The organism is Kribbella sp. NBC_00889 (genome assembly GCF_045207705.1).
GTDB lineage: Bacteria > Actinomycetota > Actinomycetes > Propionibacteriales > Kribbellaceae > Kribbella.
Window position 1 is genome coordinate 5,212,100 of the sequence record NZ_CP108783.1, and the last position, 15,356, is coordinate 5,227,455.

Consider the following 15,356-nt stretch of genomic DNA (forward strand, 5'->3'; position numbering starts at 1 on the left):
ATCTTCATCGGGCGGGCCGGTCGTCGGCGGCGGATCACAGGTCGTTCCCGGCGTACGAGAGGTTGAAGCTCTTGTTGGTGAGGGGGAAGTCCGGGACGATCGTGTCGGTGAGTGCGACTGGGAGGGCCGGCCAGTTGAAGAACGACGGATCGACGATCTTGAGCCGGGACACGGTGTTATCCGGGCCGATTTCGATCCGGTGAGCGACTGTGCCGCGCCAGCCTTCGACCAGGCCGACCCCGGACGTGCGGCCGGCGGCGAGCCAGGTGGGCTTGGCCGTCTCGGCGCTCAGAGGTGGCCGGGTGGCCAGCAGATGGGTGATCAGGGCAACCGAGCTGTGAATCTCGTCGACCCGCGTGAGGAGCCTGGCCAAGACATCACCGGCAGAGTGGGCAGCCGCTGCGACCCCGGTCGTCAGCGGTGTGAACGGATGATCGCGGCGGGCGTCGTGGTCACTGCCGCTGGCGCGGGCGACGTACCCGAGTGTGCCGATGTCGCGGGCCTGGTCGAGCGTCAGTACGGCGGTGCCGGTCATCCGGTCCACTACGACGCTGTTGTCGAGGGCGATGTCGACGACCTGCTGGATGTCGGCGGCAATCGCGCTGAGCATTCCTGGTTCGGGCAGCGCACGGACATGGGCTGCGCCCGGTGTGATCGCGCCGCGCAGGAGACGGTGGCCACTGAGGTGCTTGTTCAGGCGGAGCAGTTGTTCGCGGATCCGCTGGGCATGGGAGTTGGCGATGCCGTAGCCGACGTCGTTGCACAAGGCTCCGATATCGGTGACGTGGTTGTAGAGGCGCTCGAGCTCCAGCAGGACCGCTCGCACCACCTGCGCCTGCGGTGAAACCGGCCAGTCCCTGGCCTCTTCGACTGCGAGGCAGAAGGCGAGCGTGTGTCCGACCGTGGTGTCACCCGACACCCGCTCGGCCAGCTGCAGAGCGTCCGCGATGACTTTGCCTTCGGCAAGTTTCTCGATCCCTTTGTGGACGAACCACAGTCTGGCCTTGAGTTTCAGGATGGTCTCGCCGACGACCGAGAACCGGAAGTGTCCAGGCTCGATCAGTCCCGCATGGATCGGTCCGACCGGAATCTCGTACACGCCGGTCCCGCCGACAGTGAGAAACGGATACGGCTCATCGGTGTCCGCGAAGTGCGGCGGTGTCCCGGCGTCGCGGCGCATCGGGTACCAGTCGTGCGGCCAGTGCTGATGCAGGACCAGCCGGCGCGGCAGCGGATGATTCGTCACGTCGATGCCAAAGAGGTCGTGCATCTCGCGTTCGAACCTACCGGCCGGGAAGGACAGTGCTGCCAGGCTGGGGATCCGAGGTGCGGATCGGCTCGTGGTCAAGACCAACTCGACGCGACGGTCAGGCTGTGCGGCGACGAACAGGTACACCACGCGGAAGGCATCTGGATCGTCGTGGGCGGCGATGAGAGCGAGTCGATAGCCTTCGTCGAGCAGCGCCGTCGCGCGATCTGCCAGCGTCGCGGCGGTGACGGCCACCTGGCGGCGGTTCGGATAGGTTCTCGAGTCCCGGCTCATCGCGTCCCCACGATCAGACCGGCGGTGTGCAGCAGTGGGCCGAGCGGCCAATCGACGATCCCGAGCACTCCGAGAATCACGAGACCCACCACCAGCGGTGCCGCGGCCGCTGGTCGGAGGGCAGCGCCCGCCGTTCCGGTGGACTCGGCGCCGAACAGCATGCCCGCAGCCTTGGCGGCGACGGCCACGAAGACGCCGAGCAGAAGCACCAGTACGGCGGCCGCCACCCAGCCCAACTCAGCGCCGAACCCAGCTCGGATCAGGCCCAGCTCGCTGACGAACAGGCTGAACGGCGGAAGCCCGACCAACGCGGCCAGCCCGGCCGCGAACACGCCGGCCAACAGCGGCGCGCGGACGAACAGGCCGCGGACCCGGTCGATCCGGGTGGTGCCCTCGCGGGCGAGGATCTCCCCCGCGCCGCAGAACAACACCGCCTTGCCGAGGCCGTGCCCGACGATGTGGAGCAGTGTGGCCGCGATCGCCAGCGGCGTACCGATCGCGACGCCGATCGCAGCCAGCGCCATGTGCTCGATACTCGAGTACGCGAGCAGCCTCTTGTAGTCCCGCTGGGCCAGGATCAGCCCGGTTGCCAGCAGCAGCGAGAGCAGGGCGACGGCGAGCAACAGGCCGCGGACGAAGCCAGGATCGACGCTCTCGACGGCGATGACCCGATACCTGGCCAAGGCGTAGATCGCGACCGGGAGCAACACCCCGGACATCAACGCGGACACCGGTGCGGGCGCCTGGCTGTGTGCGTCGGGCAACCAGCTGTGCAATGGGACCAGACCCGCCTTCGTGCCGAAGCCCAGCACCAGCAGAGCGAACGCGAGCCGCATGACGCCCGGGTCCAGTTCAGCGGCATGCGCCGTGAGCTCGGTCCAGTCGAGGGTCCCATGGCCGGCGATCCCTGCCTGTTTCGCAGCGTAGTTGACCAGCACCGTCCCCAGGTAGGCCAGCGCGATGCCGACCGAGCAGATGATCACGTACTTCCACGTCGCCTCGACCGCCTTCCGGGAGCGACGATGACCGACCAGGAAGGCGGTGACGATCGTGGTTGCCTCGACCGCGGCCCACAGCAGCCCGAGGTTGTTCGCCAGCACCGCAAGTACCATCGCGGCCAGGAACAAGGGCACGAGTACGCCGTACCGTCGAGCGCCGGTCGCGTCGGTGTGTCCCGCACGGAGCTCCCCTTCGACGTAGCCAAGACCGGACCACGTGGCGATAACGCCGACGGCGCCGATGACGATCAGCATCAGGCCGGACAGGGCGTCGATCCTCAGCAAATTGCCAACGGCAACGACGCCGCCGTCAGCGGTCCAGGCCGCCGTACCAGCGCCCACGACGAGAACCACCGCGGCCGCCGAGATCGTCGCGACGGCAGCCGAACGCCGCCAGCCCATCAGAACCGTGACGCCGGCCGCGGCCACGGGCGCAACGACCGGCGCGGCAACCAGCAGTGCGGCGGCGCCACCGGTGAGATCGGCAGTCATCGGTTCTCCCCCTGAACAAGTCGTGCAGCCATCAGTCGTGCAACTCCCGGAGCTCATCGATGTCGGTCCCGCCGAAGGTGACCCGCAGCCGAGCAGTCAGGACCTGCAACACGAGTACGACGAGCAGCACGTCGAGCGAGACCGCGAGTTCGACGATGCCGGGCACACCGCCGGTGATCAGGAACGCCGTGGTCGCGATGCCGTTGTCGAGCAGCAGGAATCCAACGATCTGCGACAGCGCGCGCCGTCGGGTGACCAGGACGAAGAACCCGAGGAGCACCATCGCCAGCCCTACCGGCACCGCCTGGGTCTCCGCCGAAGGCGCGAGCCGCACGATCGGGCGGCTCGCGGCGTACGCCAGCAAGATCAGTAGGGCGGCCGCCACGATCGAGGCGGTCACGTTGATCAACGGCTCGGTCTCGCGCGCCTCCCCACTGTCACGCAGCACCCGGCGGAGGATCCCCGGCACCACGACCGCTTTCAGGGCCAGGACTCCGAGCCCGACCACGACCAGTTCGACGCTACCCAGCCGGATGGCGAGGATCCCTGCGAGTACGCCGAGCAGAATCCCCTGCGCGACCAGAAGGCGCACGATCGCCGACAGCTCACGCCGCCACAACACCATCACCGACGACAAGAGCAGGCCGCCGCAGGTCAGATAGAGCCACTGAGTCATCACGATCACGCCAGGAAGAAGGAGGACGAGACGGCCAATACACCGAAGAGGAACGAGCCTGCGAGCAACTCAGGGACCCGGAACAGCCGCAACTTGGCCATGAACACCTCGCCGGTCGCAAGAACCACTCCTAGCACCGCGACCTTCACCACAAACGCCGCGACACCGATCAGCAACGCCACCGGCGAGTCGGTCGTGGCAACACCCCACGGCAGGAACAGGTTCGCCCACAGCCCCAGCAACACCGTCAGCCGCAGCGCCGACGCGAACTCGACCAAGGCGAGGTCACGGCCGGAGTACTCCAGCACCATCGCCTCGTGAATCATCGTCAACTCCAGGTGCGTCGACGGATTGTCGACCGGCAGTCGGCCGGCCTCCGCCATCACGACGACAGCGAGCGCGACCGCGGCGAGCAAGGTCGCCGGCGTCAGCACGCTCGCCGGCGACTGCTGGCCTCGTTCCACGATCGCGGACAGATTCGTGGATCCGACCCGCGCGGACAACGCGAACCCGGCGAGCAGAATTGTCGGCTCGGCCAGTGCCGCGACCGTGATCTCTCGGCTGGCGCCCATCCCGCCGAACGCCGTACCGGTGTCGAGTCCGGCCAGGGCCAGCGCGACTGTACCGAGCAGCAGCAACGCGACCACGGCAAAGAGATCCGCGACGTCGCCCAGCGGAGAAACCGTGGTGATGAACGGTGCCACCACCGCGATCACGAGGGTCGTCGCCATCAGTACAGCCGGGGCAGCGGTGAACACCGCACTCGATCCTGCCGGCGAGATTGGTTCCTTGCAGAACTGCTTGCGCAGATCCCGCCACGGCTGCCCGGCACCAGCGCCCGCACGGCCCTCGAGCCGGGCCCGGACCTGCCGCATCAGGCCGACCAAGTACGGCGCCACGACAACCAACAGAACGAGTTGGATGAGCACCCCGACAACGCTCACGTGGTCAGCCCCACGACGACGAGAACGGTGATCAAGCCGACCAGTCCGAGCGCGAGATATCTGTGCACACTGCCGTTCTGCACCCGGCTCAGGACCCCGCCGGCCTTCGTCCCGGCGGCGATGATCGGTGGATACAGCGACGCTTCGAGTCGATCATCGACTCGTTGCCGGTACTGCACAGTCTCGATCAGGTACTGCGACTCGGCATGGTGTGTGACGTCCACGTCGTACTCCGGTCGCAGTACGTCGTCGAAGACCCGAGTCAACGGCTCGGCGAACGACGTCGCGGTGTACTCCATCCGTGGGTCGAGGCGGGTACCGCCACAGCCCCACACCAGCGACCGACGCCGTGGCAGCCCGCGCCGGATCAGCACGACAACCAGCAATGCCGCGAGCAAGACACCGACCAAGATCAGCAGCGGTGACATCTTCGCCTCGACACCTACCAGACGCAGCGTCACGCCACCTCGCATCGGCGCACCGTCGTGAACAGTAGGCAGCGTCCCCAGAACCTTGGTCAACGTCGGCCCGACCGATGCCGGGGCGATCGCCAGGGCGGCGCAGGCGACCGCAGCGAGAACCATCGCCGCCTGCATGATCCACGGCGACTCCTGCGCGGCCGCCGCCGACTCCGAGCGTGGGCGAGCCAGGAAGCCCACCCCGAACGCCTTCACGAAGGTCGCCACCCCCAGTCCTGCAGTCAGCGCGACCACGCCGACCGCCAGCGGCATCGCAACCGCTACGACGGTGTCCGCGCCAGGCAGACCATGGATGAGTCCCTGCAGCAGCATCCACTCTGAGACGAACCCATTGCCCGGCGGGAGCGCGGCCGCCGCGAGCGCGCCGAGACCGAACAGGGCGGTCGTGGACGGCATTCGCGACACCAGTCCACCAAGCCTGTCCAGATCTCGTACGCCGGTCGATCGCACGACTGAACCCGCGCCGAGGAAGAGCAACGTCTTGAAGCCGGCATGGTTCAGCGCATGCAGCAGTGCGGCCGCGATCAGCAAGCTGGCGAGCGTGCGATTCCCGTCGGCGGCGAACATCCCGCCCGCGCCGACGCCGATCAGGATCAGGCCCATGTTCTCCGTCGTCGAATAGCCCAGGAGTCTCTTCAGATCCACCGCGACACTGGCCTGCAGTACGCCGTACACCGCCGACAAGCCGCCCAGCATCAGCACCAGCAGCCACCACCAGCGAGGGCCACCGCCGAGGAGGTCGAGGCCCACTCGCAGGATGCCGTACATCCCGAGCGTCACCATCGCCGCCGACATCAACGCCGACACCTGACTCGGTGCCTCCGGATGGGCTCGTGGCAACCACACATGCAGCGGCACCATGCCGGCCTTCGAGCCGAATCCCACCAGCACCAGCACGAAGATCACCGACCGGATCGTGGCCGGCATCTGTGCTTCTCGAAGCGAATCGAACGACTCATTTCCTGCCCTCGATGCGAAGAGCACGAGACCGAGCAGGATCGCCACCAGACCGGCGTGCGTCATCGCGCCGTACCAGACACCTGCGTCACGCACCGCCGGTCGCACCCGGTGCTCGGCGAACACCAGCGCCAGCGAAGTCAGCGCCATCAGTTCCCACAGCACCAGGAACGTCGTCACGTTCCCAGCCACCGGAACCAGGATCATCGCCGCCACGAACAGCGGCAACAAAGCCTGAGCAGTCCGCGAGCCCGCACCGGTCTCCCCCGCGTGATCCGTGTAGCCGATGCTGTACAGCCCGGCGATGACAGCGACACCACCGATCAACACACAGAACACTCCGGAGAGCGCGTCCACGGCGACCACTGCCTCGCTCAACGGAAGCAATTGCGGCACTGTCGCCGTGTACGGCGCGCCAGTGATCGCGAGTACGCCGACCAGCACACCGAGAGCCCCAGCCGCGGCCGTCGACAGGCCCGCCACAACGGCCCGCGGACGCGGACCGGCGGCAACAGCGCCCAGCGCTCCTAGCCCGGCTACTATCAGTACGCCGAGCAGCGCCCAACCGATCGTCATCGTCCGGTCAGGTCCCGCAGCGCCTCAACGATCTGCGACGGCTCCGGCGGGCATCCCCGCACCACAACGTCGACGGGAATCACCTCACCCACCGCGCACTCGACCCCGTATCCTCCGGCGAACACGCCACAGTCGTGAGCGCAGTCGCCGACCGCGACAACTCGCTTGGGCGCGGGTGTCGCGTCGTACGCCTTCCGCAGCGGCTCGGCCATGTTCCGTGTCACCGGTCCCGTCACCAACAACACATCCGCGTGCCGCGGCGAAGCGACCAACCTGGCGCCGTACCGCTCAGCGTCGTACACCGGTCCGAACGCCGAACCAATCTCCACCTCGCACCCGTTGCACGACCCGGCATCGACATGCCGTACCTGGACCGATCCACGCAGTACGGCATCTCCGGCGCCAGCCCGCTCCGGCGCCGGCTCGGCCACTCGGCCGATCTCGCGGATCTTCCGCGCGAGCGCTCTCACCGCGCCGCCCGCCGAACCCGGGATCGACCCGACGCCAGCGCGTCTGCGCGAAGACCGTCCAAGAGCTCCGCCTGTTCCGACAGAACCGAAGTCAGGATCACTCGCGCGACAGCGAGTAGCTCGGCCACGTGCGGGCTGGTCAACGAGTAGTAGACCTGCGAGCCGTCCTTCCGGGTCGTGACCAGGCCAGCTCGGCGAAGGACTGCCAACTGCTGCGACAGATTCGAGGCCTCCAGCGGAAGCTCGGGCAGCAACTCACCGACCGCCATCTCCCGCTCGCTCAACAGCTCCAGCACCCGGATCCGGGCGGGATGACCGAGGGTCTTGAAGAACTCCGCCTTCAGCTGGTGCAGCGGTGTGGTCACTAGGCGTCCGCCCTTCCGTCACTACATGTCATGCGCAATGCATGCGATCATGAATTGAAGAATTCTGCAACTCTTGTGTACGGTGGGGGCACAGCTCACGGCCGGACGGAGACCATGGACGCGTTCACCGAGGAAGTGCGGCAGCGGATCGTCGCCGCCCGGCGGGAGCTCCGCACCGCCCGGGACACCGGAGACCTCGACGCCGAGCGCATCTACTCAGGCGAACTCGACAGTCTCCTCCGGCTGGCCATGGAGAACGGGGTGACCGTTCCGGCCGACCTGCCCGGTGAAGAAGTCTGACCAGTCGAGTCCGGCCCAGCGCACGAAGAGAGCGACCGCCTTGCTCTACGAAGTGACCTACACCTCCCGCGAGCCCGACGCGCCCACCCGCACCGTGACCGACGCCGCCGGAGTCACCGAACTCGTCCGCCAAGCCGCGGCCGCAGGCTCCCGGGTTCACGTTCGCCCGTTGCCCGACGAGGACTCGGACCCAGCAACCTCATAGTGAGCCGGCCAGCCAGGACCACGCGACCTCGAACTTGCTCTCCAGCCTGACCCGGACCGCGTCCGCCATGACCTGCTCGAGCCCTTTGCCCACCACCGGAAGCGACGCGGTCACGTGCAGCTCGAAAGCCTGGGTTGTCCCTCGTCCTTCTGGGGTGATCCGCGTCCTGCCCGTCAGCCTCACCGGCGCACCGGCCACCTCGCCATCGACCTCCGCCTCCCGCGCGCCGTCGACGTCCGGCCGGTGCCAGATCTTGTTCTGCGCCAAGACAAGCGACTGACCGATGAGCCTTCGTGCGACGACCGGCACATCAACGGGCTGCGTCTGCCAGTGGACTCGGACAGCCCGATCGCCACCGGAGTCCCCCACCTCGACGTCGTACGACCGCGCCCTCAGACGCTCGAACACCTGTTCCTGGAAAGTGACGTCGGTGATCATCGCGAACACCTCCTCCGGCGAGGCGTCGTACGACGTGACGAGAGTCAGATCCATGATCCATGTTTACACCGAGTGCGACCACAAGGCACCGATTCGTTGTGTCGGGCAATGACGCGATCACCCCCAGACTCGGATCTGGTCGCGCCGGCCGAACCCGAGCTCGTCGACGTGGTCGGCGTCATCACGGCGAGAAGACGCTGCCGGCCAGTCACGGTACACAAGTCACGAACCTCCCCGTCGGCGTGATCGCTGTCTCCGGGGCTCGTTACCGCACCCGCGAAGGCGAGAAGGCTCATCGCGTCGTTCCCGCCGAGCAATGCGCGCGCTTCGAGAACGGGCATCTCGTCGAGCGCAGCGCCGTCGACGCCGCCTGACAGGGGTGGGAGCCGGTGCGGGATCCGATGAGATGACGAGCGTTCTGGCACGATTGCGCTCATGAAACGCGTCGTGATCCTCGGCCGTGGCGGCGCAGGGAAGTCAACCCTCGCAACGACCCTGGGCACCGCGACCGGGCTCCCCGTCATCGAACTCGACAAGCACTTCTGGGGACCGGGCCTGGAAGCGACTCCCCGTGATCGTTGGGCCGTCCTTCAAGGCGAGCTCACCCGCGCCGACCAGTGGATCATGGACGGCGACCTCGGGCCCTACGATGTCCTCGACGTCCGACTCCACACGGCGGACACCGTCCTCCTGCTCGACTACTCCTTTCCGCGTTGCGCCTGGCAAGCGATGCGCCGCTCGCGGGAACGTGCCGATTTCTGGCTCTGGGTATGGTCCTGGCGCCGACGGCACCGACCGCTCCTCATCAACGCGCTCACGACGCACGCCACAGGCGCGAAACTGCACGTGCTTCGGAATCCACGAGCGACGGCACGCTTCATGGCACAGGTCCGAGACAGCCACAACGATCGACGATCGTAACGATCCACAGGTCTTACCAATTGCGCGCTCCCGCCTCGCATGCCGCGGTCGACCTGCCAGCGATCGGCGGCGAATTCGACGCGCTGCCGGAGGCATGGGTTGTCGAGGGCCTCGGCTTCATCGAGTTGAGCCGGGTGGCGCTGGCAGCTGGTTCACGGCTTCTGCAAGTGATCAGATGTGCAGGGAATGATAGATTTTCAGCTGTGGAACGTCGGCGCCGGAGAGGTGACGCCACCGCTGCCGAGTCGGAGGTGCGTCGGGTGAGCAGACCTCTGTATCAGGTCAAGGCTGAGTTCTTCAAGACGCTCGGGCATCCCGCGCGCATCCGCGTGCTGGAGCTGCTGAGCGAGCGCGATCACTCGGTTGCGGAAATACTGTCCGATGTCGGCATCGAGGCGACGAGTCTGTCCCAGCAGTTGGCCGTGCTACGCCGATCCGGATTGGTATCGACCCGCAAGCAAGGCTCGACGGTGATCTACTCACTGACGAGCCCCGACATCACAGAACTGCTCAGAGTCGCCCGCACGATCCTCACCGGGATGCTGTCCGGTCAGGTCGAACTGCTCGAGGACCTCCAGGAACCACTGGCCGCGCCCCAGCCTGATCGTTGACCTGCACAACAACTCGACGTGAGCGCGGCTTGGCGCGACCCGTGCTCTGAACGAACACAGGCCGGAAGTCCTTACGCCGACTACTACCTCCCGGTAGGAAAGGTCGGGCGCTTCCGATGTTCGCGCCGACGCCACCGCGGGCGAGCACGAAGCGAACGTTCGCCGGTGCCTTGTCGAAGCCGGGCTCAAGATGACTGAGCACCTCGATAAATGGGTGCTGGTCCCGATGGTGGCCGCGGTCGGTGTCGGGCATGGTTGGAGGCTAGGCGCAACTGGGGCGAACGGTGCATAACAGATGACTCCGTTGGAGGCAGCGGCGTCTACTTTCGTTCTTCTTTTGATGCCTTGTAAAGGTTGTGAAGTCTTGAGCTACACGTTCGCCGTTCTCGACGAAGTCAAGCTAGATCCCGAGGACCTGGTCGCGCTCCGAGGAGCGCTTCGTGCTGAGCGCGCGTTCCGGCTGGAGCAACTCGCCCACCTCGCAGGTACCTGGCCAAGCCTCGACGATCTGCCTGCCGACCAACAGGCACGTGAAGAGGTGCTGGCCGCTCTTGCCGCGGCGGCCCAGATGGTGCTCACCGATGTCGACGCCGCACTGAGCCGGATGGACGCCGGCGAGTACGGCAGCTGTCGCCTCTGTGACCGGCCCATTCCGCTGGCGTGCCTGCGCATCCTGCCCCACGCGCGGTACTGCGGCCCGTGCCACCAACTCAAGGGGATTGGCTCATGACGCCGTCCCCGCGTACGCCGTCCCCGCGTACGAGAGCGCTGCGGCGGCGCGGTACGTGGTCGGCCAGCCAGCGGTCGTTCGGCGTAGCGATCGACCTCGGCAGCGCCCGCACCAGGGCGTGGATGCCCGACCACGGTTTGATCTTCGACGATCCCACGATCGCCTCGTCGGGCGCTGACGGTGGCCGTCGTCCCGTGAACCGCGGCGTCATCGTCGACCCCACGGGGGCTGCCTGCGTACTCGAACGCCTTCTCGGCCGCCGAGCTGGCCTCGGCCACTACTCGTTGGTTGTCTTGACCACACCGGTCCTGTCCGCTGATCAGCACATCAGCGTGGCCCGCACCGCCCTGGAGGTTCTCGACGCGAGGGTCGTGCTGACCATCGACAGTGTGAAGGCCGCCGCGCTCGGAGCAGGCGCCGGCATGGCCCGACCACTACTGGTGCTGGACATCGGAGCAGGCCTGACGGAGGTGGCTTTGCTGGTCGACGGAGTCGTGATGTGCGCGCAGCGATTGGACGTGGGAACATCCGATCTTGGCGCGACCACGACCGTTGCCGAGCTCGTGGAGTCGATCGTCACGGTCGTCACTGATCTCCTGCGCCTTGACTGCGCTGCGATGGTGGTCGACGCATTGGACCGTGGGCCACTCCTCACCGGAGGCGGCGCGCTCCGCCCGGAGATCACCTACCGGCTTGCCAAACTGTTGGGGGCCCCAGTGCGTCCAGCTCCCGCACCACAGTCCGCCGCCGTCCGCGGCGCGGGTCTGGCTATGGTCGCCGCCGACCACCACCCCTCGATCCGTACCGAACAGTCTGTCCGAAGTCACCACCCGTAGTTCGTGGACGGCGAATGTCCATGCGAGCAGATCCGCGTAGAAGGCAACCGACCGGTCCACGTCGGACACGAACATCACGGCGGAGGTCAGGCTCAAGCTCGCTGGCTGTTGCGCCGTGGTCGGGGTGTCGTGCCCGGCGAGGGAGATAGGTTCAGCCGCGGCGGGTGTGGCTGCGTCGTCGAGAGGCATCCGGAGAACCCTTCGCGCTGGTCTGGCCACGTGTCTGCGGGGCTGCCGCGAGGTGGGTCAGCTTCGCCAGCACATCTTCGTATGCCTTGTCGAAGCCGGCGATGCCGTTGTCCTCCAGGGTTCGGCCTACAGCAGTCATGTCGATTCCGGCCGCCGCCAGTCGCACCATCACTTCGACTGCTTCCGGCAGTCCGGTGTCCACGGTGCAAGCCATCGTGCCGTGGTCCTCGAAGGCAGCGATGGTTGCTTCGGGCAAGGTAGTGACCGTGTCGGGGCCGATGAGTTCCTCGACGGAGCGGGTGTCATTGTCCTTGGGATTCTTGGTGGATGTCGAAGCCCACAGTGGCCGCTGGACATCCGCACCCATCCTGGCGAGCCGGTGCCAACGGGCTGTGGAGAACTCATTGGTGAAGAACCGGTAGGCCAGTTTGGCCTGCGCGACTGCGGCGTGGCCGCGCAGGGCCAGCGCCTCGTCGGTCCCGAGCGCCTCGAGTCGCCGGTCAACTTCGGTGTCGACCCGGCTGACGAAGAACGAGGCGACACTGCTGACAGTCGAGGGATCACCGCCGTTCGCGGTGAACTTCTCCAGCCCCGACAGATAGGCCTCGATGACCTGCGCGTAGCGAGACAGGGAGAACAGCAGAGTTACGTTGATGCTGCTGCCTTCAGCGGTCAGCGTTTCGATGGCGGTAACGCCTTCTGCGGTTGCCGGAATCTTCGCGAGCAGATTCGGTTGAGCGATACGCCCGCGCAGCCAGCGCGCGGCCGTTGTCGTGCCCGGAGCGTCGTGAGCCAGCGCTGGAGACACCTCCACAGACACGAATCCGTCGACGCAATCACCGCGATCGAAGACTGGACGAAGGACTGTCAGGGCCTGGCTGGCGTCAGAGATGACCAACTCCCAGTAAGCCTCCTCCACCGACCTGCCGGCATCGATCAGCTCCGAGAACTGTTCGTCGTAGTCATGGGAGCCGATGATGCTTCTGGCAAAGATCGTCGGGTTCGCAGTGACGCCGCGAACCCCGTTGGCGACCATGCGCTCCAGGGTGCCGTCACGCAGGGAAGCACGGGTGAGGTTGTCCAGCCAGGGGCTCTGCCCGAAGTGGCGGTAGAGATGTTGAAGCTTTGTCATCGTCTTCCCGATTTCCCTGGCATCCGCCAGACGCAGCTGTCGCGTTGTGGTTTGTTCACTTGTCCGTGTCGTGGAGCAAGTCGTCCCAGTCGATGCGGGCGCGACCTGCCGCGCCGTCTCCGAGCACGAACCTGGTGGGATCTCCCGCAGCTCTCGGTCCCGACGCCAGCCACGCTGCCATGCCGTGGGCGCTGCGGCGCTCGATCTCGTCGAGATACGCTCGGCGCTCATCGACGATCCGCAGTCGATGCATCGGCGACCTCGCCCGTTGTAGAGCCGAAAAGCTCGCCCGCCAGGCCACACAAAGGGCTTCGTCGCTCAGTAGACCCGGCGCGACCTGGGGCATGGGTGCCTGGTCTGGTTCGGTCTTCAGGATGGGTGCCGTGACGGACGCTCTCGGGCGGTCGGCACGATCCGGCCGGACAGACCGTAGCGGCGACTCGGCGAGGTGGCCATGTTCGCGGAGCCAGCGAACGCAGTAGCGAATCGCGTAAGGCGATCCCGCAACTACGATGACCAGCAGCAAAACAGCTGTCGCCGCGCCTACCAGGGTGCCCAGGCCGATGAACGAGACCGTGCCACCCGCAGCGAGGGCTGTGCTGGCGGACACGATCCGTCGTCGGTCCCGTGGAAGCCGAGTGGGACCGTCGGGGTCTGCCAAAGCGACCGTGGCCACGACTGCGCCCGCGAGGGACGCGAGGACGAGAAGCAAAATGACGTTTGTGAGTGACCAACTAAGAGCCATGACTGCACCCAGTGCGCCCAGCACTGCACAGAAGAGCACCCAGACGACCCGATGGGCCCTCATGGCCTGCTCCCCCGCACCCTGGCGTCGGGCGCGCCGAGGCGGGTTACGACTGATTGGTCCACGACAAACCTCCTTGCGGCGGCGGGCGGATCCCGAAAGAACGGCCCGTGACTCGGTCATACACACGAGCCGCAGTCCGTCGGTGTCCGGCTCTGGTTGAGCCGAAGTCCGGGTCTTGCTCGTGCAGTAACGACTGTGCCGCCGTGTGGCGATGACGGGTACGGCAACGATCGGCGAACCTGTGACCGCCCGGATGGCCGACGCCCGGCAACGATGGCCCTTGAGACGCAGCCCGGGTCAGGTCAGGCCTGGGCCTCTGCGCCGGAGGGAAGGTCCCGGGCAGGCCATTCGAGCAGGCGTGCGCCCAGCACGGCGATGTGCAGCGTGAACCGCTGCGCTGGGTCGCCGGGGTCGTGTCCAGTCAGGGTCTTGACCTTGTCCAGCCGATAGGTGACGGTGCGGACCGACATGTTCAGGCGCCGGGCCGCCTCCGTGGCGACCTCACCGGTCGCGAAGTACGCCTCAAGGGTCTGAAGAAGAGGCTCGGCACCGCCGCGTGCGTGCGTCAGCGGGCCTAGCACAGCCTGGATGAGATCGACGATGGCGGCCTGGTCGCGAATCAGAACCCGGTAGACGAGCATGTTGCGGGCATCGACCACGGGCGTATCGAGTTGCAGCCGCTCAGCGAGCATCAATGCCTCGCGCGCCTCCTCATAGGAACGGGCGATGCCGTAGGAGCCGGGATAGGAGCGGCCGGCAGCGACACGCCAGGTACGGCCGCGCCGGTGCCCGACCAACGCATCGTGGACGAGGTCCCCGACGTCTTTGATGGTCGTGCGGGGGGCCCGGGTGGGGGCGGTTGCGGGGAGCAGCATCACCAACATGCCTTCTTTGGTGGCTACGAGCACCTCGCGGTCCCCGAACTGGTCGAGGATGAACCGTTCCAGCATGCTGGCTGTCGTGTCGCCGTCGGGCAGCCCGTCCGCGGGGGCAGCCAGGACCACCTGGTGGGGCCGGCCGAGATCGAGCCCGAACGGTTCGGCACGCTCGACCATCCGGGAGACGTCGGCGTCGCCACGGAGCAGATCGTCGATCAACTCGCGGCGCAGCGCCTCCTCTTGTCTGATCAGCTGCTTGGTCGCGACCTGATAGCTGTCCACGAGTACCGCGATCGCTTCACCGACGGCCCGCAGTACCGCCTGGGCCGAAGCGCGGACCGTGTCGCGGTCGCGATACGGCACGACGTCGGGCAGGTCCCGCCACATCCGCCACGCTGCGGACAGATACAGATCGACCACTCGTCCCGCCGGGATGCCCTGCTCTGCTGCGCGACGCCCGAGTTCACGCACGATCGCCAGCTCGTGTTCCCGCGGACCGCGCCCGGAGATGGCAGCATCCGCGAGCAGGGTGAGGTACTCGACGAGCAGCTCCAGCGGCGCCTGTGCGTCGCCGGCGGCCGCCTGCGCGATCGCCGTCAACCAGGCCTCGTCGGCGCTGTTCGGGGCACTGTCGCTCAGTCCTGGTAGCCCGCCGTAGTCGCTCATCTCACTCCCCTCCGCGTGAGATACCGCCGCGGCTGTGCGGCGCTGTCCAATTACAGCATCGTTGCCGGGCGTCGGCCATCTGTGCGTCCTGAGGTTCGCCGATCGTCGCAGTACCTGTGGCGCCGTTGCACCGGCACAGTCG

At 66.9% G+C, this 15,356-nt stretch carries 18 protein-coding genes; 7 read left to right on the forward strand and 11 right to left on the reverse strand.

The features are described from left to right. Nucleotides 1-34: 34 nt before the first annotated feature. From OG817_RS25275 to OG817_RS25305, 7 genes are read right to left on the reverse strand one after another with little or no spacing between them, the layout of a single operon-like run. Nucleotides 35-1,543, reverse strand: a complete 1,509-nt coding sequence (locus OG817_RS25275) for an NADH-quinone oxidoreductase subunit C (RefSeq protein WP_406047101.1) — start codon at nt 1,541-1,543, stop codon at nt 35-37. Continuing rightward, on the reverse strand, nt 1,540-3,033 hold the full coding sequence (locus OG817_RS25280; protein WP_406047102.1) for a proton-conducting transporter membrane subunit: 1,494 nt from the start codon (nt 3,031-3,033) through the stop codon (nt 1,540-1,542). The genes OG817_RS25275 and OG817_RS25280 overlap by 4 nt, the downstream gene beginning before the upstream one ends. A 31-nt stretch (nt 3,034-3,064) precedes the next feature. After that, nucleotides 3,065-3,709 (reverse strand): hypothetical protein, encoded by a 645-nt coding sequence (locus tag OG817_RS25285; protein ID WP_406047103.1) that lies wholly within the window; start codon nt 3,707-3,709, stop codon nt 3,065-3,067. 5 nt (nt 3,710-3,714) lie between these two features. Next, entirely contained in the window at nt 3,715-4,653 is a 939-nt protein-coding gene (locus OG817_RS25290) for a respiratory chain complex I subunit 1 family protein (RefSeq protein WP_406047104.1), read from the reverse strand. Then, nucleotides 4,650-6,665: a proton-conducting transporter membrane subunit gene (locus tag OG817_RS25295; RefSeq protein ID WP_406047105.1), complete on the reverse strand. Its 2,016-nt coding sequence runs from the start codon at nt 6,663-6,665 to the stop codon at nt 4,650-4,652. The genes OG817_RS25290 and OG817_RS25295 overlap by 4 nt, the downstream gene beginning before the upstream one ends. Beyond that, nucleotides 6,662-7,135, reverse strand: a complete 474-nt coding sequence (locus OG817_RS25300) for an NADH-quinone oxidoreductase subunit B family protein (RefSeq protein ID WP_406047106.1) — start codon at nt 7,133-7,135, stop codon at nt 6,662-6,664. The genes OG817_RS25295 and OG817_RS25300 overlap by 4 nt, the downstream gene beginning before the upstream one ends. Further along, nucleotides 7,132-7,500: an ArsR/SmtB family transcription factor gene (locus OG817_RS25305; RefSeq protein ID WP_406047107.1), complete on the reverse strand. Its 369-nt coding sequence runs from the start codon at nt 7,498-7,500 to the stop codon at nt 7,132-7,134. Before OG817_RS25305 ends, OG817_RS25300 begins: the two co-directional genes overlap by 4 nt. Before the next feature lie 114 nt (nt 7,501-7,614). Between OG817_RS25305 and OG817_RS25310 the strand changes: the two genes are divergently transcribed. After that, nucleotides 7,615-7,800 (forward strand): hypothetical protein, encoded by a 186-nt coding sequence (locus OG817_RS25310; protein ID WP_406047108.1) that lies wholly within the window; start codon nt 7,615-7,617, stop codon nt 7,798-7,800. Then, nucleotides 7,787-8,005, forward strand: coding sequence for a hypothetical protein (locus OG817_RS25315; RefSeq protein ID WP_406047109.1), 219 nt, complete (start codon nt 7,787-7,789; stop codon nt 8,003-8,005). Before OG817_RS25310 ends, OG817_RS25315 begins: the two co-directional genes overlap by 14 nt. On the opposite strand, the gene OG817_RS25320 is transcribed toward OG817_RS25315, so the two are convergent. Beyond that, entirely contained in the window at nt 8,000-8,497 is a 498-nt protein-coding gene (locus OG817_RS25320; RefSeq protein ID WP_406047110.1) for a DUF2505 domain-containing protein, read from the reverse strand. The genes OG817_RS25315 and OG817_RS25320 overlap by 6 nt on opposite strands. Nucleotides 8,498-8,685: 188 nt before the next feature. Between OG817_RS25320 and OG817_RS25325 the strand changes: the two genes are divergently transcribed. The 5 genes from OG817_RS25325 (at nt 8,686) to OG817_RS25345 (ending at nt 11,541) form a co-directional block, all read left to right on the forward strand. Further along, nucleotides 8,686-8,817 (forward strand): hypothetical protein, encoded by a 132-nt coding sequence (locus OG817_RS25325; RefSeq protein WP_406047111.1) that lies wholly within the window; start codon nt 8,686-8,688, stop codon nt 8,815-8,817. Between the two features lie 61 nt (nt 8,818-8,878). Then, entirely contained in the window at nt 8,879-9,364 is a 486-nt protein-coding gene (locus OG817_RS25330) for a hypothetical protein (RefSeq protein ID WP_406047112.1), read from the forward strand. Between the two features lie 20 nt (nt 9,365-9,384). Further along, complete coding sequence (locus OG817_RS25335; protein WP_406047114.1) at nt 9,385-9,975, forward strand: ArsR/SmtB family transcription factor; 591 nt, start codon at nt 9,385-9,387, stop codon at nt 9,973-9,975. A gap of 364 nt (nt 9,976-10,339) precedes the next feature. Beyond that, complete coding sequence (locus tag OG817_RS25340; RefSeq protein ID WP_406047115.1) at nt 10,340-10,705, forward strand: TraR/DksA family transcriptional regulator; 366 nt, start codon at nt 10,340-10,342, stop codon at nt 10,703-10,705. After that, nucleotides 10,702-11,541, forward strand: coding sequence for a rod shape-determining protein (locus OG817_RS25345; RefSeq protein WP_406047116.1), 840 nt, complete (start codon nt 10,702-10,704; stop codon nt 11,539-11,541). The genes OG817_RS25340 and OG817_RS25345 overlap by 4 nt, the downstream gene beginning before the upstream one ends. 151 nt (nt 11,542-11,692) lie before the next feature. Here OG817_RS25345 and tal read toward each other — a convergent pair whose 3' ends face one another. The 3 genes from tal to OG817_RS25360 form a co-directional block, all read right to left on the reverse strand. Beyond that, nucleotides 11,693-12,862: a transaldolase gene (gene tal / locus OG817_RS25350; RefSeq protein WP_406047118.1), complete on the reverse strand. Its 1,170-nt coding sequence runs from the start codon at nt 12,860-12,862 to the stop codon at nt 11,693-11,695. Nucleotides 12,863-12,917: 55 nt separating this feature from the next. Continuing rightward, entirely contained in the window at nt 12,918-13,115 is a 198-nt protein-coding gene (locus OG817_RS25355) for a hypothetical protein (RefSeq protein WP_406047119.1), read from the reverse strand. Between the two features lie 857 nt (nt 13,116-13,972). Then, a complete protein-coding gene (locus OG817_RS25360) occupies nt 13,973-15,214 on the reverse strand; it encodes a PucR family transcriptional regulator (RefSeq protein ID WP_406047120.1) in 1,242 nt (413 codons plus the stop codon). Nucleotides 15,215-15,356: the final 142 nt, after the last annotated feature.

Coding starts and splice junctions, on each gene's coding strand:
- OG817_RS25355 (WP_406047119.1), bottom strand. CDS start 13,115: ATGCATCGACTGCGGATCGTCGATGAGCGCCGAGCGTATCTCGACGAG.
- tal (WP_406047118.1), bottom strand. CDS start 12,862: ATGACAAAGCTTCAACATCTCTACCGCCACTTCGGGCAGAGCCCCTGG.
- OG817_RS25310 (WP_406047108.1), top strand. CDS start 7,615: ATGGACGCGTTCACCGAGGAAGTGCGGCAGCGGATCGTCGCCGCCCGG.
- OG817_RS25285 (WP_406047103.1), bottom strand. CDS start 3,709: ATGACTCAGTGGCTCTATCTGACCTGCGGCGGCCTGCTCTTGTCGTCG.
- OG817_RS25345 (WP_406047116.1), top strand. CDS start 10,702: ATGACGCCGTCCCCGCGTACGCCGTCCCCGCGTACGAGAGCGCTGCGG.
- OG817_RS25320 (WP_406047110.1), bottom strand. CDS start 8,497: ATGGATCTGACTCTCGTCACGTCGTACGACGCCTCGCCGGAGGAGGTG.
- OG817_RS25295 (WP_406047105.1), bottom strand. CDS start 6,665: ATGACGATCGGTTGGGCGCTGCTCGGCGTACTGATAGTAGCCGGGCTA.
- OG817_RS25330 (WP_406047112.1), top strand. CDS start 8,879: ATGAAACGCGTCGTGATCCTCGGCCGTGGCGGCGCAGGGAAGTCAACC.
- OG817_RS25360 (WP_406047120.1), bottom strand. CDS start 15,214: ATGAGCGACTACGGCGGGCTACCAGGACTGAGCGACAGTGCCCCGAAC.
- OG817_RS25275 (WP_406047101.1), bottom strand. CDS start 1,543: ATGAGCCGGGACTCGAGAACCTATCCGAACCGCCGCCAGGTGGCCGTC.
- OG817_RS25280 (WP_406047102.1), bottom strand. CDS start 3,033: ATGACTGCCGATCTCACCGGTGGCGCCGCCGCACTGCTGGTTGCCGCG.